This window comes from Bradyrhizobium sp. NP1, assembly GCF_030378205.1.
Lineage (GTDB): Bacteria > Pseudomonadota > Alphaproteobacteria > Rhizobiales > Xanthobacteraceae > Bradyrhizobium.
Genome location: NZ_CP127385.1, coordinates 5,639,756 through 5,659,389 on the forward strand (window position 1 = coordinate 5,639,756; position 19,634 = coordinate 5,659,389).

Sequence of the window (19,634 nt, forward strand, 5' to 3'; positions counted from 1 at the left end):
TGCTGCGTGGACAGAACAATTGGAATAATCGGCCTCGGCATCATGGGCGGCGCAATCGCTCGTAACCTCGTCGATCGAAATTGGCACGTGATAGGATTTGACATCGACCCGAAACGACGAAATGAGCTGGCGTCGGTCCGCGTCGCCATCGCCTCGAATGCAGCGCAAGTCGCCCGCGACGCGCCAATCATCATGACCAGCCTCCCCAGTCCAGACGCCGCACACCAAGTCGCTCAGGAAATCGCTGATGCGAACCTGTCGCAGCGGATAGTAGCCGAACTGAGCACACTGAGTCTCGCTGACAAGATTCGGTTCGAGAGTATCCTCGCCAAAGCGGGCCATGTCGTACTCGATTGTCCGCTCAGCGGTACGGGTGCGCAGGCGAAAGTTCGCGACCTCGTGGTCTATGCCAGCGGCAACAGTGAAGCGATCGCGCGATGCGTGGAGCTGTTCGCTGATTTCGCCAAGGAAAGCGCCGATCTCGGTCGGTTCGGCAACGGCAGCCGCATGAAATTCATCGCCAATCACCTGGTTGCCATCCACAACGTCGCCGCCGCTGAGGCTATGATGCTGGCAGAACGCGCTGGTCTCGATCCCGAGAAAGTCGTCGACATGATCAGCCCCGGCGCGGGCAGTTCGCGAATGTTTCAGATGCGCGCACCCATGATGGTTAGCCGGGTTTATGAACCGGCAACAATGAAAGTCTCGACCTGGAAGAAAGACATGGCGATTATCGCTGAGTTTGCCGAGGATGTCGGCTGCGACGTCCCTCTTTTCAACCTGACGGCACCGATCTACAGCCAGGCGGCAGAAATGGGGTTGGGCGATAAGGATACTGCATCAGTTTTCGAAGTTCTGAGAACTTCAACGGATCGGCATTCGGGTTAACAAATACACGTCTATCTATAGCCCGGCGATGCATGCTCGGCCGGGCGCGCATCCCGCGCCAAGACGATCCCTACCCTGACTCATCTTGCAATCGAGACCGGCTTCCTTGAAATATCCGATCGGCGACGAAGTGGGTCTGGCGGATTGATAGATTGATCGGCGAGTCATCTCGGCCCATGCACGGCTGGCGGACAGCGTCATCTCTCCACCAGCCACGACCGTAAAGGCTGGCGCCGGCTGCCGTCATTGGTCGCCTTCCTCGTCCTTGCTCGAAATGTCCTCTAACGTCGCTAGCACGGCATCGCCCATCGCCACCGTGGACAACGTTTTGGCTCGCGGTTCTGCAATGTCTGCGGTGCGCGCGCCGCGCTCAAGGGCAAGGGCGACTGCTCTCTCGAGCAAATCAGCATCCTTGCGACGATCCAGCGTCAGGCGCAGCATCATGGCGACGCTCAGAATCGAGCCGAGCGGATTGGCAATGCCCCTTCCCGCGATATCAGGAGCGCTGCCGTGAACCGGCTCATACAGCGCCTTTCTGCGGCCGAACTCATCTACCGGACCGAGCGATGCCGACGGCAACATCCCGAGCGAGCCAGATATCATCGCGGCGCAGTCGGAGAGAATATCTCCAAACATATTGCCGGTCACCATCACATCGAATTGGCGGGGCTCCCTGACGATTTGCATCGCAGCATTGTCGACATACAGATGGGTCAGCTCCACATCGGAAAACTCTGCGCGATGCAGCGCAGTTACCTCGTCGCGCCACACGACGCTCGTCTCAAGCACATTGGCTTTGTCTACCGAACAAACCTTGTTCCTGCGCGTCCGTGCAAGCTCGAAGGCAGCCCGGGCGACGCGTCTGATCTGATCGCTGGTGTACTGTTCCGTATTGAAACCACGGCGCTGCCCGTCCGGCAGGATTTCGATTCCACGCGGTTCGCCGAAATAGATGCCGCTCGTCAGCTCCCGGATAATGACAAAATCGACACCATCGAGTACCTCGGCCTTCAGTGGCGCAGATTCCGCAAGCACGGGGCTCGCGACGATCGGCCGAAGATTGGCATAGAGATCGTATTTTCTCCGCAAGCCCAGAAGGCTTCCGGCCTTGCGCGCCGCCGATGGCACTTCCTTCGTCTCGGGGCAGCCGGTCGCAAGATACGGGACGAGGCCGTATTGAGCCTCGCGCAGGGCTACCGGCAGGCCACGTCGGACGGAGAGCCAGTTGAGTATGCGATGCGATTGCTCGGTTACCTCTGGGCCGATACCCTCGCCGCCCACGATGGCGATCTTGACGGTGTTGGAGCGTGAATTCATGCCGTCTTGCTCGCAAAGTGGATCCAGGGCCGGGCCGCGCGATCAGCGGCCTGAAAGGCGCGGATTTCCGGGTCACGGACCAGTGTCAGGGCAACCTCATCGAGGCCTTGCAACAGTCCTTCGCGGCGGCGTGGATCGATCTCGAAGCGATACTGCTGACCCGTTGGCGCTGTAATCGACTGCGCCTTGAGGTCTATGCTGATCCGTCCTGCACCCTGCGTAACTTCGACTTCGCTCGCCAGAGCATCAACGATCTCGCTGTCGATCACGATTGGAAGAATTCCGTTCTGGAAGCAGTTGGCAAAAAAGATATCTCCAAAACTGGAGCCGATCACGGCGCGGATACCCATCTCCTGCAGCGACCAGACCGCGCCTTCGCGCGACGATCCGCAGCCAAAATTCGGACCGGTAATGAGGATCTCCGCCTGCCGAAAGGGTTCGCGGTTCAGGATGAACTCGGGGTTCTCGGAGCCGTCCGACAAATAGCGGAGCGCCCCAAAGGCCCATTTTCCCAGCGTTCCGCGGGCATTGTTACCGACCAGGCGCTCGATCCGGATGATGACGTCGGTATCGATGTTGCTGCGCATGATGGGCGCGGCGATCGCGGTCAGTTTGTCGAATGGTTTCGGCATGATCAACGCTCCAGCGCTCGCACGTCGGCAATTGCCCCCGCGATCGCCGCAGCTGCCGCGCTTGCCGGACTGGCGAGATGGGTGCGTGCTCCGGGGCCCTGGCGACCGACGAAATTGCGGTTAGAGGTCGAAACCGACCGCTGGCCGGGCGCGACGGTTTCGCCATTGGCGGCGAGGCACATCGAGCATCCAGGCTCCCGCCATTCGAATCCGGCCTCCATAAAAATTTTGTCGAGGCCTTCCGCCATGGCATCGCGCTTGACCGTCTCCGAACCCGGCACGACCCAGGCACACACCGTCGGCGCTACCTTACGACCGCGCGCGACCCCTGCAGCCGCGCGCAGATCGCTCAGGCGGCTGTTGGTGCAGGATCCGATAAAGACCCAGTCAATGGGCGTGCCGAGAATCGGCTCACCGCCCTTCAATCCCATATAGTGCAGTGCCGTCTCGACGGCAGTGCGCTGGACAGCGTCATCAATGGCTTGCGGATCTGGAATACGCCCGGTCACCCCGATAACATGCTCCGGGCTGATGCCCCAGGTCACCTGCGGGACAAGGCTCGAGAGGTCAATCAACACGTCCTTGTCAAACACCGCGTCTGGATCGCTCGCAAGCGAGCGCCACTCCGCAACCGCTCGGTCCCACAGGACGCCTTTGGGTGCATAGCGTCGTCCATGAAGGAACGCATACGTTGTTTCATCCGGAGCGACCATTCCTATCTTTGCACCAAGTTCGATCGACAAGTTACAGATCGTCAGGCGCTCTTCGATCGACAGCCCGCGAACGGCACTGCCTGCATATTCGACAGCATGGCCGGTCCCGCCTGCCGCGCCGACGTGGCCGATAAGGGCAAGGATCATATCCTTGGCCGTCACGCCCGGTGGGCGCTCGCCCTCGAAGCGGACGCGCATGGTTTTGGGTCGACGCTGGATCAATGCTTGCGTCGCGAGCACGTGCGTCAGCTCGCTGGACCCGATTCCGAACGCCAAGGCGCCGAGACCGCCGTGGGTGCAGGTATGGCTGTCGCCGCAAACGATCAATGAGCCGGGGAGGCTCAAGCCCAGCTCGGGTCCGATAACGTGGACGATACCCTGCCCGGGCTGGTCGACATCGAACATGTGAATGCCGCTGGCCGCTGTTTCCGTACGAAGCGCGGCAAGCAGATCCAGCCCTATCTTGGTCATACCGGCGCGGCCCCGCGCTGTCGAAATAGCATGGTCGGGCGTGGCGAACGTCAACTCGGGATTGTGAACTTTCAGACCACGATTCTTCAAATCGAGCAGTCCGCGCGATCCGCCCAGATCATGCAGGAGATGACGGTCGACATGCAGAAGATCTGTATCGTCACTCACTTGAGCGATGACATGCTGGTCCCAGATCTTGGCCAGCATCGTGCGGCCAGGGTACCCCATGGCGCGCCTCCCTTACCTTTTCGGGCCGACAGCGTCAGCCACGGCCGCCGTTTTGCACGGCTTTTCAGGTTTCGACGTTTCCGATGCATCAAAGCACAGCTGACCTCCACCCGACTAGGCCGGCAAGAAGGACAAGCAGCGCACTGGGCCAGCGGTCATGGGCGTCTGTATCCTTGAATTGACCTTTGTCTGCCCAACGCGCCAGGGGGAAAATGCCCAATTCGATCGAGCTCATTGACCACGCGGACCGAAACCGGTCGAACTGACTTGCTTTCCAAAAACGCCGGCCTCCGCAAGCGCAGCAAGACGGGCGTCATCGTAGCCGAGCGTCCTTCGCAACACCTCCCTGGTATGCTGTCCGAGGAGCGGCGCGGCTACCGCATCGACCGCCGGGGTCATGCCCAGGCTGAGAGGGGGCTCGATATTTGGCACTGTCCCCGCCGTGGGATGTGGAATTCGACTGAGGCGATGCCGCTCACGCGCTTCGGGCGCATTAAATCCCTGCTCGACCGTCCGGAGATAGCCGACCGGAACGTTGGCCTTCTTCATCTTCGCCATCCAGTTTTCCAGCCTATCAGTCGCGAAGACGCTAGCTATCGTGGCGCGCAATTTTTCCTTGTTGGCCGCCCTTGCCTTGCGATCAATAAAGTCCGGGTTTGTCAACAGATCTGGCCGATCGAGCACCTCAATTACAAGCCGACGAAACAGACGGTCATTCGCGCATGCCATGTAGAGCGGTCCGTCCGACGCCTCATAGACGCCAACTGTCGGAGATCCATTCGGGGAATTCCCGAAACGGCCGGGATTGTTGCCATTGATCAGATAGGCCATGCCGTAGAAGCCGGTCATCGACATCGCCATATCGAAGAGAGCGACTTCGACGTGCTGTCCGCGGCCGAGGCGGTCGCGCGCAATCAGCGCAAGCAGGATAGCGTTGCAGGCGGCCATTCCGGTCGCGATATCGACGATTGGCGGGCCGGTCCGTACGGCTGGACCATCGGGAAAGCCGTTTAGCGACATGAAGCCGCTTTCTGCCTGCGTAATCGGATCAAACCCGGGTCGTGCCGCGAACGGTCCCTTCCGGCCGTAGGCCGAGATCGAGCAGTAGATTAGACGCGGGTTGGTCGGAGCAACCGACTCATAGTCCAGCCCAAACTTGACCATGACGCCACTTGAAAAATTTTCGACCACGACGTCGGCCTTGGTCATAAGCTCTCGCGCAACGGCACGCGCTTCCGGCACCGCAAGGTCGAGCGTGATCCCCCGCTTGCCGCGGTTGAGACTAAGAAATGCAGCGCTCTCGCCGCCGATCTCGGCATGCTCATAGGCACGCGTGTCGTCGCCGCCCTCCGGATTCTCGATCTTGATAACCTCCGCTCCGAAATCGGCGAGGGTCTGCGTGCACGCGGGGCCCGCGACGACACGTGTGAAGTCGACGACCAGAAGCCCATCCAGAGCCGTGGGTGCCCCGTCGGGTCTCGGGGTTCGCTCTGGCAGCGCAGGTCTTCCGATCATAATCAACTGTCCTGTTCCATCGTCGAATTTCGATCATCCGGTCAATCTTACGGCCCACCTGGCCGGCTTCACAAGTACCGCAGCCGCTCTGCTTTTGCAGACTACCTCTGAAAAGCAAAAAAGCCCGGTAGCCATTCTGGCTACCGGGCTTTCTGGGCCGAGTCTTAAACGCGCTAGTCTACCAGGTTTGATCGATCGCCGACGGGCTTGCGCCAATACAGTGTATTGGACCACCCCCATGGAAATTCCGGTTCATACAAGCGCGTGAATGTGAAATCAATATTTTTGATTAGCCTGAGCTACCTCTTTTGGCCTCCGGCCGTGTTGTTTGGGTGGTTAGCTATCTGGTTCTGTGATCTATCTGATCGTTGCTACCAATTGGGTCGCGAAGATAAGAGATCTCCGCCGCTACTTAGATAATCCTCATGATGTAGTTGCTGACGATCGTTGGCTGCACGATTGCGTGAGCGTTCCCTGAACCAGCGTTATTGATCGTGATTCCAGTAGTGGCGTTGTTAATGATGATGCTGGCCGGTGCAATTGGGAAACTAACGTTATTTAGCGAAGCCCCGGATGTACTAGTGCCGCCAAATACGCCGCCAGAAACGCCGTGAGTATGGCCCGGATCAGTCACGCCGTGATTGTGCGATGGCATTTCGGCGCTGGTTAGCGTGTGGCTTTCGACGCCTCCCGTCGCACCAAGGCTTGTGGAATTTCCTCCGAAATAGCTCGACGTCAGTCTCGTCGAGCTTGCCTCCTTCATCGCCGAGACGCGGCCAGTTTTGTCAGGTAGATTGAACGTGGTGCTGCCATCGCCAGGTCCATACGTGGTCCCAATGATGGCAAACAGCACTGCATAGGTCGTTCGCGAAATCGCCTGTCCCGTCGGGAAAGCAAACGAACTGTTCGGCGTCGTCGCGCCCCAATAGTCCAATCCAGCGCCGATTGGGATAAGATATGGCGATGCACCGTAGAAGCCTTGCAGATAGAACGCGCCATCGTTGGCGTTATAGACTGCGACATAAGGCGAGCCCTGGACAAGAACGCCAGCCAGCAGATCAGTGTTTGGTGCCGAGCGAAGAGGCTTTGCGCCAAGGCCATCGACGTTAAGCGTAACCGATGAAGTGCCAGCAGTGTTTGTCGTGTGGGGCGTGAACGCGATCATCTGGCTTCCCAGATGGGTCAACGTGTCGAACTGCTGATAGCTCGAAACCGCATAGGCCGTGCTCGTCCCCGACGTGACGATCGCGCCTGAGATATCGTCGCGGTACTTTGCCGTTGCAGCCATCATAGCGCGAGCCGAGTCGTTGATGCTGGATGGCGCCTGGCCTTCGGCCCAATTGATGGTGGAATCGGCCGAAGCATCCAGCGACGCGGTCTGCGACCATTTGTAGAGGGTCATTTTGCTTTTTCCTGAAAATAACAAGGCGGCCGTCAGGCCCGCCTCCGATTCGCCAATTGCCGAGCCTCCGGACGCGTTCAGCGCCCCTCGGTCAAATCCAGATACTGCGCGCAGGGACATGTCGGCGCTCGCGCGGTAAGAAGATTGCGAATGACACCCATTGGAACCCCCGGGCTTTCTTTCGCTACTTTTTCAACTTTCGCCGCGACGACGGCTTCGATTTCGGTACGAATTTCGCGGATGCGATCTTCAAGCGTTGCGGCGCGCGCTGTTTTCACTGGCTTCGGCTCCTGTGGTGTTCTTGGGTGGCGTTGGTTGCGAAGATGCGAGGGCCTTCCTGGCGGAGGCCGCCTCGTTTTGCGCCCGCCGCAGCGCCTTCTCGCGCCGCGCATCGTGATCCGCGACATAGATCTGCAGGTCGTAGGGCAGTGATTTGAAACGCTGCTTGCTGTCTTCAGGCCAGGAACGCGGTGGCGCTATGTTGGCAAGACTGTTGACAGCTTCAGCAGCCGCGCCACCGAGTGTCGGATCGGCCAGCCCCAGCGAGACATGCAGCCTGGAAATATCCTCCACTGCGGGCCACAGCCGCTCGATGCCTAGCACAGCACAATCCCTGACAAAGCGCGCGACCGTCGCCGGTGCCGCGGGGCAGAAGATGGCCGAATTCAGTTCGCACCAGCGCGCAAATAGCGGTGCTGCGCGCAGCCGAGCCTGCGCGAGCGCGGCCAACACCGGGTTACTCATCGTTTGGCTTTGCGTAGCGCTGCGTGCAGGTCGCCCATCTTCCGGCGCATATCCATCAACTGTACGCGGCGGCGCAGACTGTGCGGGCTGGAATCGATGTCGCTCCGTAACTCTGCATCAACGCTTTCCAATATGCCGGCGCGTCTCTTCAGGCCAAACAGCGCAAAGTTTTCCGTCGTCTTCTCGATATCCATCGGCTGGCCATGCAGCTTTTCGCTCGCTGCGTCCGCGCGCTGGATGAAGTCCTGGTCGTGATCTGCCATGAGCATTCCTGTTGTATCGTGGCATGAAAAGTCGACCGTCAGAACTGCGACCAGCGCCTGTCGCTCTGGAGAGCAGCGTGACGAAGCAGTCCTGAAAGCCGGTGATTGTTCTAGCGCCGAAGCTGAAGGAGCCACGCGGGATCATTGCGATAGAAGCTCCCCAGTTCATCATACTGCGGGGGTGGCGCGGACCGCGCCGCGCGCAAGATTCCCGTTGTCCAGGATCTGATGGATGACCGGAAACATTCCCGGGTGATAAAATCGTCCCGGCCCCTCGCCCACGTACCAAGACATATCAACATCGACTGGCTCAGGTGGACCCGCCACCGGAGTAGGCCCACCTGACGCAGTAGGCCTAAAATAATGATCCACGAATTCCTGCTTTGTCCAACGCCGGCCGTTTGTCAGCCTCACAGTGCTCTCAGTCATATCAGTTCTACCTTATTGGTTCAGCAACGATGTAGGAGTCATCATCAAAAACGGCGCCGCAGTTTGAAAGCAAAATATCCGCGCTTACGTGTCTCGGCCGAGGTTCTCCGATCGTTTCCCCGTCAAGCGAAACCTTCCACACAATGACCCCGTTAGCGCTTAGGACTCTTCTGACGGTGCAACAATCGGCCTGGCTAAAATCTGCGATATAGGGCTTCTCATCGATATATCCGGATATGCCGTGGCTGGCGTAATGGGCCTTGAACATCAACTTTTGCGCTTGTTTGATAGCGTCAGCATCAGACTGGATAATGTGCTCATCCGGTCCGCAGACGTAATTCGTGCGATAAGCAAATCGGACATGCCACCCAACCACCAGCACCAGCAGCACGAGGAACCAGTTTCTCGGGCGGAAGATTTTCCTTAACCGCGCCGTCCAGCGTTGGCCGTTCGCGGATCGCAGCGAGCTTTCGTTCATATCTATTCCACTCTGCTGGCGAGCGTGTTGTGACGTCAGGCGGATCGGTTAAGTCGGAAGGTGCGGCCGAACGCGATCACGACGGGCACCAACAGCAGAATCTTGCCCGCAACCGCGCGGCTGGAAAAGCTCGGGCCATCTCGGCGGGCGTAGCGACGAAGCAGGCGATCCATTGAAGCAACGTGAAATTCATTGCGCTTGCCGACCGGCGCCGCTTCTGACCCATCAAACGGCCCTTTTAGAACAAATAGAGAACATTTGTCAACAAGCGGATCGCGTGGCTGATCGACGGACCCAGATCGCGGTCGGTGTCGTACAGCCGCACAAGTCCCCACATCGCTAGCGCTTGCTTGACTGCCGCGCCTTGTAGAGCGCGACAGCATCCTTGAGGTCGCCCGAGCTCGACAGCCTGGCGTTGAGCGTCCTGATGTCGGCGCTGTCCCGCTCAGCGCGGGTCGCCGCCATGCCGGGCCGCTGCACCGGCGGAAGCGGCCTTGCGGCGACCGCGCCCCTCGCCTTCATCATCAACCGGTATTTGCCGGCGTCATACATCATCCGCTGAAACACGGCGTTGCGCATCAAGGGTTCGTTGCTGAACAAGCGGTTCAACTCGGCCGGCTCAATGCCACTCGCCCTGGCAGACGCCATGATCTCGGCTGTCACCGCGCGCTGGGTTTCTCTTGGCTCGCCCTTCAGCATCGTTTCGAGGCGCGCGTCTTCGGATCGCGCAAATGCAAGGAAATTCCGTCGCGCTACCTCAGTCTGCCGCCGACTTTCCTGTTGCTGACGCGCCAACAACTGCTCCGTTGATGCGATCATGGCCTGGATGCGCGCGAATTTGGCAGGATCCTGCCGCGAGAGGGACTCGAGCGCACCCGGGACGCTTTCCGGCGCCATGTTGGCAAATTCCGGAAACTGGCCGAAAAAGCTGGCTTGCGCGATCTGCGTCGCCGCAGCCAGGCCGTCAAGATAACCTCGCCTGGCTTGTTCGGCCTCCGCCACCTTCTCCCCGATCGCAAGCTGCACTTGCGGATGCTGGATCGCCTTCGCGATCTCGGAATCGAGGTTTGTTGCGGCATCCTTTTCGACGGCATCGGCACGAGGCGACGCCGCATCTTTTTCGTCGGCCGCTGCTTTGTCGTGTTGGCCTTTCGGCGGCTCGAAGCCGTAGAACTCCGCCGCGTCTGGATCGTTCGCCAGGGCTTCGGCGCGGAACGCATCGACGCGCGCGGCGAGATCCTTGGCGGATTTGGCGTCCGCTATCAGCCTCTCGCTCGTTGTGGTACTGGCGCGGTCGCGTGCAGCGCGCTCCAGCGTGATCGCTTCATTCTCGGCGGCCGGCTTGCCGTCCCCGTCGGTATATTCCCGGACGATGACGTCGTCATCCGGAAGCGAACGCTGCTTGACGGCCTCACGCAGGGATAGATTGTCGCTGCCGATCATCTCCGCATCGTCCTCGCGCTCGCCGTCGCCCATCGCCGAATAGCCGGCATTGGCAAGCTCAAACGCAGCACCAGTCAAGGCAGAGTCGGACTCATTGGCCATATCGCGAGTTCCTGCTGTTCGGACGCGGCATGATTCGGCTGGAGAGAACGCGCATCGCGGCCCTGTTTGCTGCGGGCGCGTTCACGGGCGTTGGTGCCGCGTCCTGGACGCCTGCAAACGGCTGCGGCGGCTCATCCAACCGTCTCGTGTTTTGCGATGGAAACGCCTGCATCCCGCCGACGGGCTGACCCGCGTTGAACGCAGCGATTCCGTTGGCTAGCGCTGCAAAGGGATTTCCGACCGGCGTATGCGCCCAGCTTTGAAAACCCGCGCTCACGCGATCACCGAGATCAGGCGCCTGTTGAGCGGGCTGCGCCACGTCCGCCCTTCCGAATTGCGGCATCCCGTAGTTGCCGATGGGGATGTTGAGTGTTTGGCCATAGTCCGGAGTCTGCGCCGCAGGAAAGCCCTGGCCGCCGCTCGCCGGCGTTGAAGGGGGGGCGAACGCAGCCGGCGCCGACATTGCGGTCACATTCGGGGCGCTGCCATTTCCCGGTTCACCATTCGCATCGCCAAACCCCTGAGATGGCTGATATTGCCCTTGCTGCTGCTGCAATGCGAGCAGACGTCCGAGCAACCCGCCGCCCTCCCCGAATTGCTGCGGATCGAAATAGTCGTCGAACAGACCCATACCTGGACCTCCTTAATTCCAATGGACGATTGATCTCTTCATCACGTCAAACAGCGCGATGACTTCGCGCCAAATGCTCCGCTGCCGATGAGCACGCTCACTTGCTTCAGCTAATTTGAAAATCGTACTGCGCGTTCGCAGACCCGCCGGTCATTATAAGATGAACTGTTTGCACAGCACGGAAGACGCCGATGCGCCGGCGCGCACTTTTGGCCGGTTACCGGTGCAGCACGGCCGGATAACCTACGTCGGCATTAGCCATCGAGAGTGTAGCGTTGCTGTCGACAAGACCGAAGCGGCCGGCTGCGTCACGATCCGAAGTCCAAAACTACGACCAGCCGTCTTAACCGAAGCGCGATCTGTGAAGATCGGCCGCGAACGCGCGACACCTCGGTCTCCTATCCTCGCACCTCACCTGCCGTAGGCGGTCACCCATTGCCCATTCGAATAGAGCTCTTTGCTGATCGAAATTCGAAGCGCGGCCTGCGCATTCCCGATATCGACCTTGTAGGTATGCGTGAGAAGATTGCTCTCCGAGGCGATCGTCAGGTCCTTTTCGACATTAGCGAGATAAATCGTCAATGTTGTCGGTGCGAAAAAAGCTATGCCGGTGAAATTCAGCGGTTTTGATGGATTGTCGAAAGGCGCTATTGTTTCTCCGAAGCCAATCCTGTCATCGCGCTTGCCCGCCGGAGGGGGCTTGAACACCCAGTCCTTGTTGATCTTCGGGATATCTCTTGCTTGCACTTCCTTTTCTGCGTCTCCGTCCCGGTCGTAGCGTTTGACCGTCAACACATATCGACATGCGGCATTTTGAACGAAAAAGTCCGCCCTCTTTCCATCCGAGTTGCTCCCGTCCAGATAGACAGTCGTTCCAGCAGCGTCATTAAGGCTGAGGTTTGGCGTCAGCAATTCGAGCCGGTCGCCGGCAGAGAAGAACAGGCTCGTAAGTGTCGGGCAATTGGCTTCGAGATCGTTATCGAACTTGACGATCGTCACCCGGTTATTCCGCGCCTCCGCCAGCTTGTTCATGAAGGCGTTTCGTCTAACGACGACGGCATCTTCACCAGGGCCAGGTTGCGGCATCCAGGACGGCCAATCCACGTCGGGCTCCGCCGAAGCTCGGGTGCCATCACTGAGTGGCACGATGAACAATGCACATACGATAGCTAGAGCCTTCTGTGACATTGCAACAGCCTGAGGTTGATAGCCGAAAAACTATATATGGTCGCCTGCAGAGGACTCTTGTATGACGACTTCTCTTCTATCGCAGCATCGATACGTGCGATATTGTGTTGTTCGCCGGTAACCGCCTTCGCTTGACTATCGTTCCTCGTGGTCTGCTCGGCTAAGTCCATGTTACGTTGGCTAGCGCGCCGAATAAGAGCCAGTCTTCTCGAGAATTTTCTCAAGAGCCAGTTCGACAGTGGAGCGGCCATACCGTTCGAAATCGTAGTGAGGTAGATAGCTGGAAGCATTGACCTGTTCTATTTCGAAGAGCGGTTCGAAGACATCGTTCCAAAGAGCGTTGTCATCAATGACCGAGAGCAACCCGTCGATCGCCGAAACCAGTTCTTGCAATGACATCAAACCGTTTCGATAGTCTTCTATCGCGCCTCTCATGAGGCCGATTTGGTGTATCTTATCGATCATCGCCCACCTGTAATGACGGTAATGACTTGCCCACGTGATCCGGTGACTACAATAACTCCGTTTGCTCCGATATGCACAGTTTCATCCGGTCCGTTTCCTGGTCGGATCGCTCCATTTTGGATCGCGTCCTCCACGGCCGAGGGAGGAATCCCACGGCCTTGCATCTGATCTGCCGCATGACCGGTATACACGCGCCCGCCAATCTCAGTCGGACGGTTCGTGCCAGGCGTTACTTTGATCGGCTCGCCTCTCCGACCGATCGGAGTGGCTGCCGACTTTTCACCGGTATCTTCCGGTTGGTCTGGCGTAAGATCACCTGGCTCGTGCTCCGGCCGACGCCTCGCAAGACCAACCGCTCCTACCGCCCCTCTGACAATACCGGGCAATTGCCCGACGAACGGACCAAGCCCCGCTAGCGATGGCCCTATGGCGTGGGAAAATCCTGCTGGATCGTTGATAGCGTCACTGACATATCCCGCTATGTCTCTCCCAGCTCGTCGGATCGTCTGCTGGTAGAAATCATCCAGAGCGCCATTGATTGCGCCGCCTATCGATGCAGATGGCGAAGCACTGTCGGCTCGGCTTTGGTTCGCCGGTGTTGGCCCCGCCGGCGCCTGTCCCATCGGTACATCAGAAGTTAGGAGTCGCCTAAATCAACCGCCGTTGTTATGTGGCGATTCTGGATGATGGCCGGCCGGGCTCATCGCCGCAGGCGAAACTTGCCAACGGCATGATCGTGAGATCTCCAAAGTCCTTGCTGGGTCACAACGACAACGCCTCTAGATTGCCGTTGACAGTTGGGCCTGGGGCCATGGTCACGGCGAATGCGGCCACAACCTCCGCCTCGCCGCCGCCAATGCGGGAAGCAAGACGGCTACCTACACGACGTACGCTGGTCATCACTCTTTTGCGACAGCGCGACGTGTCCTTGACCATTGGAGAACTCATGCCCATGATTTTCGGATTGATGTCTTCCGGCAAACAACACAATGGGTCCGGGATCAAAGCCAATCAAAGGGTTGCCTCAGGTGCCGCCGCCCAAGGCGGTCGCTGAGCGACCGCCGCACGGAATCGAGGCATCACCGCAAACTGCCCAGCGGCAACTCCTGACACTCACTTCCATTTTGGCATTCATTGCCGCGTGGTTTTTTGGCTGGCCGATGGCGGTCGGTTTCGCCTGGTTACGCCCAGCAACAAGCTTATGGAGGCGTGCCTGTTAGGCATCGGAAGTTTGCTCTGGTTCGTGGCAAGCTTGGGAATGTGCGGCGCCCTACTCGTCCTAGCCCAGGACACGCGCCGGCGGTCGCCCATGCTATATCGCGGAATGGCCGCACTCATCGTAGGCTATTTTCTTGGCTTTCCCCTACTGCTGCCGGTTCTGGCGTGCCTCAATGTTAACCAGTCGCCTGATAGCTTGCCTGACTGGATTTTCGTGTTGAGCATTATCGGCAGTCCGCTCTGGCTCGCCGCAGCATATTGGATTTACGACACGCTGTTCAATCTGGCTGAGTCCGCTTGGCCTGCCGCAAAATGGATTCAGGAAATCCTGAGCCCAATTATAAAATCCTTGCTCTTGCGGCATCACTCCTCCCGATAGTTGATCCCACAGAACAACGTTTATCGCGGCATCTGCTGAGGAACCGTTGGACCGCGATCGCCGCGGGAGCCCGCGATTGCGACCACTACCGGCCAGGATTTCCTCTCAACTATTCATCGGAACGCTTCGGACGGAACTGGTTGTATCGCGTGAGAACATTGACCGGAATGAGTCCGGGCGGCGCATTGTCGATGAAATCGCGCTCCCGGCCAATGTCGGGAATGTGCTTCTCGATCTTGAGAGACATAATTTCCTCGAGGACATCCGACAGCTGCTGCCCCCGGCCAAGCTGCAGGAGGATTCGTGCTTTCACACCCAGGGCTTCGCGTCGGAAAAAGCCGATGCGATAGGCACGGTCGAGCGCCAGATCGATGCATTTCAATGCTTCTTGGAGGTCCTCAAGACAATAGAGAAACAGCGTCGCTTTGCTGATAAGAGGCCGCACATTATCAGGATGGCGTTCGGTCAGCTCATCCAAAAGCGCGAGGGCCTCTTGGTATCTTTCAGCTTCGACCAAAAGCCACCTAATTTCCAAGCCGAGAGCTAAATGGCCTTCATCATGTGCATCAAGCATCCGCGCGGATACGGCATCGATTGTCTCGTCCAGAGACAATTTCGTTCTCAACTCCTCGACCCACTTTATGATCTGCATCGTCGGATTGAACGAACTGATGGCTTGCTCCTATCGCTCGCGACTACGCCATCGCTTCGACAGTTTCACCTGCTCCATTTCGATCTTGGTGTCGATGAGCTTGCACAGCTCCCGATGAAACTCGAGACCGCCGCAAATGGGTATGTATCGCGGGAAAACAAGCTCGTAGGCCGGGCCGTCGAAGCTGATATTTTTTGTTCTATCAAGTAGTTTGCGAATGACATCGCTCGCGATCACAAGCGCCTGGAGTCCGTGCCTGCCGCACGCGTGACGAATTCGATCGTCCTTCAGACCATGCACCTGGAACGAACACACCCATTCGTTAGCATGGACCTCATCAGGTCTCGGAAACTCCAGGCGGGCCTCCGCTGGCCGCTGTTGCACACCGAACCGAAACGCGTATCGCATCAGATAGGGCTCGTTCCACTCCATAAGTCTCACCTCTTAAAAACAGGCGAATGGTCTTACCGAATGCCGCGCGCGCCCTCGCGGATCTGATGTTGCCGAGCCTCCCAGTTTCGAGGATTTCTCGAGATCTTTGAACTTAGAAGCATTTGCAAGGACGGCGTCTATGCAAGACAGCATGACCGGAAGTGCAACTAGAACAAATAAAGAACACTGTCAATCCAGCGAAACAGTTTCCCGGTGGAGCCTTAATCCACCCTAACGCGCGCGAAATTGGTTCTCGCACCAATTTCGCTTGTTGGTGGCGGACTCGTACGTCTTCGACCAACACGCTTCCCCAGCCGGCGAACCAGCAAACTGACCGCCGACGTTCGGGGCGGATGTCCCGAACGGTATCGCTCCACGACTGTTTCCAAGCCGCTGTTGGGCCTGCATCGCCAGGAATTCGCCGAACAGGCCTTGCGGATTCCCGTAGGCGTCGGTGGTAACAGTTGAACCAAAGTCAGATGCAGGCTGAGCGACGCCTTGTCCTTGCGGCAGCTGCTGCAAGATTCCGAACAGACCGCCGCTCGGTTGTGAGCTGGCAGCGCCGAAATACCGGCCCGGTCCAAAATTCATATTCATCGTCAGTTCAAATCCTTATCCATGATCGAAAATGTGTGTCGGTAGCCGTCAAGCGCGCGCAGCCAGCCCTTGCGCCCGAAGATGCGCGCGGTCTTGCAGCCTTCGTTCTTCGCGTAATTCTCGATGCCGGAGATCAGCGGCAGCCAGCGCCCCATGCCCTGCCCTGCGCAAGCCGTGATGACGCAGACCTTGCCGGCCTCCGTTTGCTGCAGAGAGGTCGAGGCCACAGCTTCAATCGCAAGAGCGGCCTCTTCGCCGCTCACCGCGATCCATAGCAGCGCGTGCGCCACTATTACCATTGCCATGAAGGCCAGCGGCCCCCCCCCGCCGCCACCACCCACAAGGGTCGTGGCGCCAGTTCCGCCGCCTCCAGCGCCGCCAGAAAATTTGGTCGTGCCTGTGCTGGCAGCGGCGGTGCCGCCGCTGCCGCCTGACGCAGAACCAGTAGGCGCGCTGCCACCACCAGCGGCCAGCACCGCACCAGAATTCCAACTGGTATTGCTTTCCTGGGCTGCGCTGACACTGGCGCCGACGAGCGCCAGCAGCAATATGGCCGCAGCGAAACGTGCGTCGCCTGAATACGGAGCGACTACTCTTGCAAACCTGCGACCAGACACGTCAAAGCTCCACCAGCTCCTAACAGCCAGCAGCCAGCGGTCGGCGAAGAAGAACGTCACGGCCGATAGTGCCGCCTCCGCCGAGAAAGGCCGCTCGCGCTATGGTTGCCATAGAACATATCATGAACAATGTCAAAGGTCCGCGTTGCCGCAGACGTCGCGCCAGGCGTAGAGTGGATAAAGCATCCAATGCTGTCGGCGCGTGAGGTCGTTCCCTCCCAGCAGAAATCTCCGAAGACTTTTGATCGTGGCCATCGGATGTCTCTTTCGACGGATATTTCTATGGGGCGAATTTCTCGGTCGCCCCGAACGAACAGCGGCAACCTCGGAACGAAATCGGGCGTTGGCTCGCAGCCGGCAACATGAAGATGCGTCATTTTGGCTTGTTGCGGTGTCAAACGGTCGAAATGCTGATGCCAATACGACCAGTTGCGCCATTCCGGCGCGCCCCCAGTATCGACAAGAAGCAGCCCATGGAAGGTCCATTGCATCGAACCTATAGAGCCGCCGCCGTCAAAGTCCGGTGCCTGCATGGCAAAGCCGTTCAATTGCAGCAACGAAGTGACCAGCAAGTATGCAGGAAGCGTTCACCCGCGACGGCCACGCAATCCGGCTGTCCGCCCGTAAAGTACTGAGCCTGCGCGGCGATCAGACCGATCTGCGCGAACGGCCAGGCCAGCAAAACGCCGACAACGATTCAAGACAGTTTTCGTTCGACGCCGCATCAACGCCGGACATAACGGCGATCCCTGCGCTCTGCTCGAAGTCATCGTCCTCGACATGACCAATAACGATAGTGATCAGTACCGTACGACGCGCGAGCTGAGATATCGGATTGGCGCCTTCGACTGCGGCGGCCAGGTTGGCGGCGTAGGCTCGTCCGAATTGACGCCCGCGAGCGAGCCGGCAAAAGATGCGGTGCCATTGCCGTCACCGATCTGGTCCGCAGCAGGTTGTTGTCCGCTGCCGTAACCATCGTCAATGAACGGCGCAGGTGGCCTGCGGGCAGCGAGGCCAGCGGCAAAGCCTTGTGCGATATTCGCGTGATTCTGCCTGGACAACCAATAAGGCCCGCCAACGTCGATGTTTGGATCGCCGCGCAGGTAGTGAAACAGGTTGGCCGCCCCGCCGCCCACTTCTGACAGCGCCATCGGAATTGGCGTCAAACCCGTCACATACCCCAAATGGTTCGAAGCGCTCCCGACGAACGCTGGAACGACGGAGCCCTTCGGTACTCCCCATTGAGGATGCCGCTGCAAGTCCTGCGGCCCACCTTGTGCAAAGGCGTCGGCCATACTCATCAGCGCCTGGTTGGGTCCATGAGTCCCGGTCTCGTCACCCGGATACACCCCGTACCAAGTATCGCTGACCTTAGCCGCAAAATTCCTAGCCTGCTCCTCCGTGTAGTTAGCAGGAACGACTAGATAATTGTTCGGATTTGCGGCTTTCCCGTCCGTCTTGTTGTTACCCAAGCCGTCGGAATAGAGGTAGGCCTGCTGCGAACCGCCCGGCGTCGGGTCGGTCACGTACATGCCTTCGCGCATGAGAAACCTAGCAGGAACATAGCCGGTGAATTGGCCATTTCCGTTTATCGCGCCAACATAAAACACATCGTCTGACATTCTCGTGTTAACTCCATCCAACCGAACGGTGTACTTATCGTTCGTCGTCTCCGTCGAATTCGGTAGACGAAATCAAAATCTCGAAGAAGTTTCCAAACAGATCCCGCGCGCGTCCCTCAGAATCGGCAAGCACCGTGTGCGGCGAAAAGCGTCGCATTGCCGCCTTCCATTGTGGCGTCCGTTGCGATGGTGGCAGCGCAAATTCTCCGGTTGAGTCGTAGAAGATGTTGAGCGCTGCTACACCATGGACGTCGAAGCTTTCGCATCTTCCGAGCCTTTGCGTCGTGCCGTTCTCGGCAAACTCGATCAGCCTGCATTGCGATAGATATCGCTCGATCGGCGAAACATGATGGCGGAACGCCGCGACATAGAGCCAACGGGGCGGATTGCTCGGGCCATAGATTGGCAACAACGCAGCCGCCACAAGGATTATGAGAATTGCGCACTCTTTCCACCGGCGAAAAAACAGCTCCCCGAGAAGAAGAAAGAGCAGAACGGCGAGGGCAAGAAGGTAGAGATGCACAATTCGATCGGCGGCTCCCCTCATCGAAAATCTTAAAAGCGGCTCGCCATACCAGGATGCCAGCGCGACGATGCACAGGAGGTATTGGGCAATGGCCAAACCAACCCGCACACGAGGCGATATCAGGCCGTCATCGTTACCAAAATTGCCCATGCCAAAGCCTCAGCTGTGACACGAGCACGGCCGCTCGCGCTATGGTTCCCATAGAACATATCATGAACAATGTCAAAGGTCCGCGTTGCCGCAGACCCGCGCCAGGCGTGGAGATGCCATCCCGATACCCGAGACGCCGAAAGAGCGACCGCAGCGTCTGGACGTCAGCCGCTCTTCCTCACGATCTCAAAGCCGTTGGCTTCCAGTTCCAGCATCACGGCCTTGGTGAGGTGCGCGCTTTCCTCGGGCTGGATCCAGTGGTCGCTCCAGGACGGATCGTCTTCCCTCGGATATTTGACGAAGGCGGATTGGATCGCGGCGTAGATGACATCTCTTGGATTTGACATCGGCCTCCCCTGCTCTGTGTCGAGCATAGCATGGGGTACCACGGGCCGTCATCGTCACAAGGGAGCGCGCGATCGAGGGGTCGGCGAAGGCCTGTGATGCCAGCCTTCTTCGCTCAAACAAAAAGCCCGCTACCGATCTCTCGGTTGCGGGTTCTTCACGTGCGACGATGAGACAATGCCGGTGA

The 19,634-nt window shown here is 58.7% G+C and carries 24 protein-coding genes; 3 read left to right on the forward strand and 21 right to left on the reverse strand.

Annotated elements, in window-relative coordinates; genetic code table 11:
* Positions 1–6: 6 nt before the first annotated feature.
* On the forward strand, positions 7–888 hold the full coding sequence (locus QOU61_RS27340) for an NAD(P)-dependent oxidoreductase (protein WP_289654318.1): 882 nt from the start codon (positions 7–9) through the stop codon (positions 886–888).
* A 243-nt stretch (positions 889–1,131) separates the two neighbouring features.
* Here the strand turns inward: QOU61_RS27340 and leuB are convergent, their stop codons facing one another.
* The 13 genes from leuB to QOU61_RS27405 form a co-directional block, all read right to left on the reverse strand.
* Positions 1,132–2,205 (reverse strand): 3-isopropylmalate dehydrogenase, encoded by a 1,074-nt coding sequence (leuB, locus tag QOU61_RS27345; protein ID WP_289654319.1) that lies wholly within the window; start codon positions 2,203–2,205, stop codon positions 1,132–1,134.
* Entirely contained in the window at positions 2,202–2,837 is a 636-nt protein-coding gene (gene leuD, locus QOU61_RS27350) for a 3-isopropylmalate dehydratase small subunit (RefSeq protein ID WP_289654320.1), read from the reverse strand. Before leuD ends, leuB begins: the two co-directional genes overlap by 4 nt.
* A gap of 2 nt (positions 2,838–2,839) precedes the next feature.
* Positions 2,840–4,249, reverse strand: coding sequence for a 3-isopropylmalate dehydratase large subunit (gene leuC, locus QOU61_RS27355; protein WP_289654321.1), 1,410 nt, complete (start codon positions 4,247–4,249; stop codon positions 2,840–2,842).
* Positions 4,250–4,480: 231 nt separating this feature from the next.
* Positions 4,481–5,764: a CaiB/BaiF CoA transferase family protein gene (locus tag QOU61_RS27360; protein WP_289654322.1), complete on the reverse strand. Its 1,284-nt coding sequence runs from the start codon at positions 5,762–5,764 to the stop codon at positions 4,481–4,483.
* 412 nt (positions 5,765–6,176) lie between these two features.
* Positions 6,177–7,166, reverse strand: coding sequence for a phage tail protein (locus QOU61_RS27365; protein ID WP_289661799.1), 990 nt, complete (start codon positions 7,164–7,166; stop codon positions 6,177–6,179).
* Positions 7,167–7,243: 77 nt separating this feature from the next.
* Positions 7,244–7,444, reverse strand: coding sequence for a hypothetical protein (locus QOU61_RS27370; RefSeq protein WP_289654323.1), 201 nt, complete (start codon positions 7,442–7,444; stop codon positions 7,244–7,246).
* Positions 7,416–7,910, reverse strand: coding sequence for a hypothetical protein (locus tag QOU61_RS27375; protein WP_289654324.1), 495 nt, complete (start codon positions 7,908–7,910; stop codon positions 7,416–7,418). Before QOU61_RS27375 ends, QOU61_RS27370 begins: the two co-directional genes overlap by 29 nt.
* On the reverse strand, positions 7,907–8,173 hold the full coding sequence (locus QOU61_RS27380; protein WP_289654325.1) for a hypothetical protein: 267 nt from the start codon (positions 8,171–8,173) through the stop codon (positions 7,907–7,909). Before QOU61_RS27380 ends, QOU61_RS27375 begins: the two co-directional genes overlap by 4 nt.
* A gap of 436 nt (positions 8,174–8,609) precedes the next feature.
* Positions 8,610–9,080, reverse strand: a complete 471-nt coding sequence (locus QOU61_RS27385; protein ID WP_289654326.1) for a hypothetical protein — start codon at positions 9,078–9,080, stop codon at positions 8,610–8,612.
* A 339-nt stretch (positions 9,081–9,419) separates the two neighbouring features.
* Positions 9,420–10,625: a hypothetical protein gene (locus tag QOU61_RS27390; RefSeq protein WP_289654327.1), complete on the reverse strand. Its 1,206-nt coding sequence runs from the start codon at positions 10,623–10,625 to the stop codon at positions 9,420–9,422.
* Positions 10,615–11,256, reverse strand: coding sequence for a hypothetical protein (locus QOU61_RS27395; RefSeq protein WP_289654328.1), 642 nt, complete (start codon positions 11,254–11,256; stop codon positions 10,615–10,617). Before QOU61_RS27395 ends, QOU61_RS27390 begins: the two co-directional genes overlap by 11 nt.
* A 411-nt stretch (positions 11,257–11,667) precedes the next feature.
* Positions 11,668–12,444 (reverse strand): hypothetical protein, encoded by a 777-nt coding sequence (locus QOU61_RS27400; protein WP_289654329.1) that lies wholly within the window; start codon positions 12,442–12,444, stop codon positions 11,668–11,670.
* A 180-nt stretch (positions 12,445–12,624) separates the two neighbouring features.
* A complete protein-coding gene (locus tag QOU61_RS27405; RefSeq protein ID WP_289654330.1) occupies positions 12,625–12,909 on the reverse strand; it encodes a hypothetical protein in 285 nt (94 codons plus the stop codon).
* Positions 12,910–14,233: 1,324 nt separating this feature from the next.
* On the opposite strand from QOU61_RS27405, the gene QOU61_RS27410 reads away from it, so the two are divergent.
* Positions 14,234–14,506, forward strand: coding sequence for a hypothetical protein (locus tag QOU61_RS27410; protein ID WP_289654331.1), 273 nt, complete (start codon positions 14,234–14,236; stop codon positions 14,504–14,506).
* Positions 14,507–14,615: 109 nt separating this feature from the next.
* Here QOU61_RS27410 and QOU61_RS27415 read toward each other — a convergent pair whose 3' ends face one another.
* From QOU61_RS27415 to QOU61_RS27435, 5 genes are all read right to left on the reverse strand, one after another.
* On the reverse strand, positions 14,616–15,158 hold the full coding sequence (locus tag QOU61_RS27415; protein WP_289654332.1) for a tetratricopeptide repeat protein: 543 nt from the start codon (positions 15,156–15,158) through the stop codon (positions 14,616–14,618).
* 30 nt (positions 15,159–15,188) lie between these two features.
* A complete protein-coding gene (locus QOU61_RS27420; RefSeq protein ID WP_289654333.1) occupies positions 15,189–15,590 on the reverse strand; it encodes a DUF6968 family protein in 402 nt (133 codons plus the stop codon).
* A gap of 231 nt (positions 15,591–15,821) precedes the next feature.
* Positions 15,822–16,187 (reverse strand): hypothetical protein, encoded by a 366-nt coding sequence (locus QOU61_RS27425; RefSeq protein ID WP_289654334.1) that lies wholly within the window; start codon positions 16,185–16,187, stop codon positions 15,822–15,824.
* Positions 16,188–16,189: 2 nt separating this feature from the next.
* Complete coding sequence (locus QOU61_RS27430) at positions 16,190–16,864, reverse strand: hypothetical protein (protein ID WP_289654335.1); 675 nt, start codon at positions 16,862–16,864, stop codon at positions 16,190–16,192.
* Positions 16,861–17,361, reverse strand: a complete 501-nt coding sequence (locus QOU61_RS27435; RefSeq protein ID WP_289654336.1) for a hypothetical protein — start codon at positions 17,359–17,361, stop codon at positions 16,861–16,863. The genes QOU61_RS27430 and QOU61_RS27435 overlap by 4 nt, the downstream gene beginning before the upstream one ends.
* A 17-nt stretch (positions 17,362–17,378) precedes the next feature.
* On the opposite strand from QOU61_RS27435, the gene QOU61_RS27440 reads away from it, so the two are divergent.
* Positions 17,379–17,588: a hypothetical protein gene (locus QOU61_RS27440; RefSeq protein ID WP_289654337.1), complete on the forward strand. Its 210-nt coding sequence runs from the start codon at positions 17,379–17,381 to the stop codon at positions 17,586–17,588.
* A 16-nt stretch (positions 17,589–17,604) separates the two neighbouring features.
* Here the strand turns inward: QOU61_RS27440 and QOU61_RS27445 are convergent, their stop codons facing one another.
* The 3 genes from QOU61_RS27445 to QOU61_RS27455 form a co-directional block, all read right to left on the reverse strand.
* Positions 17,605–18,426, reverse strand: a complete 822-nt coding sequence (locus QOU61_RS27445) for a hypothetical protein (RefSeq protein WP_289654338.1) — start codon at positions 18,424–18,426, stop codon at positions 17,605–17,607.
* 34 nt (positions 18,427–18,460) lie between these two features.
* Positions 18,461–19,102, reverse strand: a complete 642-nt coding sequence (locus tag QOU61_RS27450; protein ID WP_289654339.1) for a hypothetical protein — start codon at positions 19,100–19,102, stop codon at positions 18,461–18,463.
* 164 nt (positions 19,103–19,266) lie between these two features.
* On the reverse strand, positions 19,267–19,449 hold the full coding sequence (locus QOU61_RS27455) for a hypothetical protein (RefSeq protein WP_289654340.1): 183 nt from the start codon (positions 19,447–19,449) through the stop codon (positions 19,267–19,269).
* Positions 19,450–19,634 lie beyond the last annotated feature (185 nt).

Excerpts from the sequence above, each read along its gene's own strand:
- QOU61_RS27395 (WP_289654328.1), bottom strand. The coding sequence starts at position 11,256 with ATGGGTCTGTTCGACGACTATTTCGATCCGCAGCAATTCGGGGAGGGC.
- QOU61_RS27390 (WP_289654327.1), bottom strand. The coding sequence starts at position 10,625 with ATGGCCAATGAGTCCGACTCTGCCTTGACTGGTGCTGCGTTTGAGCTT.
- QOU61_RS27360 (WP_289654322.1), bottom strand. The coding sequence starts at position 5,764 with ATGATCGGAAGACCTGCGCTGCCAGAGCGAACCCCGAGACCCGACGGG.
- QOU61_RS27410 (WP_289654331.1), top strand. The coding sequence starts at position 14,234 with ATGGCCGCACTCATCGTAGGCTATTTTCTTGGCTTTCCCCTACTGCTG.
- leuB (WP_289654319.1), bottom strand. The coding sequence starts at position 2,205 with ATGAATTCACGCTCCAACACCGTCAAGATCGCCATCGTGGGCGGCGAG.
- QOU61_RS27445 (WP_289654338.1), bottom strand. The coding sequence starts at position 18,426 with ATGTCAGACGATGTGTTTTATGTTGGCGCGATAAACGGAAATGGCCAA.
- QOU61_RS27380 (WP_289654325.1), bottom strand. The coding sequence starts at position 8,173 with ATGGCAGATCACGACCAGGACTTCATCCAGCGCGCGGACGCAGCGAGC.
- QOU61_RS27365 (WP_289661799.1), bottom strand. The coding sequence starts at position 7,166 with ATGACCCTCTACAAATGGTCGCAGACCGCGTCGCTGGATGCTTCGGCC.
- QOU61_RS27405 (WP_289654330.1), bottom strand. The coding sequence starts at position 12,909 with ATGATCGATAAGATACACCAAATCGGCCTCATGAGAGGCGCGATAGAA.
- QOU61_RS27455 (WP_289654340.1), bottom strand. The coding sequence starts at position 19,449 with ATGTCAAATCCAAGAGATGTCATCTACGCCGCGATCCAATCCGCCTTC.
- QOU61_RS27385 (WP_289654326.1), bottom strand. The coding sequence starts at position 9,080 with ATGAACGAAAGCTCGCTGCGATCCGCGAACGGCCAACGCTGGACGGCG.
- QOU61_RS27420 (WP_289654333.1), bottom strand. The coding sequence starts at position 15,590 with ATGGAGTGGAACGAGCCCTATCTGATGCGATACGCGTTTCGGTTCGGT.
- QOU61_RS27440 (WP_289654337.1), top strand. The coding sequence starts at position 17,379 with ATGCAGGAAGCGTTCACCCGCGACGGCCACGCAATCCGGCTGTCCGCC.
- QOU61_RS27400 (WP_289654329.1), bottom strand. The coding sequence starts at position 12,444 with ATGTCACAGAAGGCTCTAGCTATCGTATGTGCATTGTTCATCGTGCCA.
- QOU61_RS27415 (WP_289654332.1), bottom strand. The coding sequence starts at position 15,158 with ATGCAGATCATAAAGTGGGTCGAGGAGTTGAGAACGAAATTGTCTCTG.
- leuC (WP_289654321.1), bottom strand. The coding sequence starts at position 4,249 with ATGGGGTACCCTGGCCGCACGATGCTGGCCAAGATCTGGGACCAGCAT.
- QOU61_RS27450 (WP_289654339.1), bottom strand. The coding sequence starts at position 19,102 with ATGGGCAATTTTGGTAACGATGACGGCCTGATATCGCCTCGTGTGCGG.
- leuD (WP_289654320.1), bottom strand. The coding sequence starts at position 2,837 with ATGCCGAAACCATTCGACAAACTGACCGCGATCGCCGCGCCCATCATG.
- QOU61_RS27375 (WP_289654324.1), bottom strand. The coding sequence starts at position 7,910 with ATGAGTAACCCGGTGTTGGCCGCGCTCGCGCAGGCTCGGCTGCGCGCA.
- QOU61_RS27425 (WP_289654334.1), bottom strand. The coding sequence starts at position 16,187 with ATGAATATGAATTTTGGACCGGGCCGGTATTTCGGCGCTGCCAGCTCA.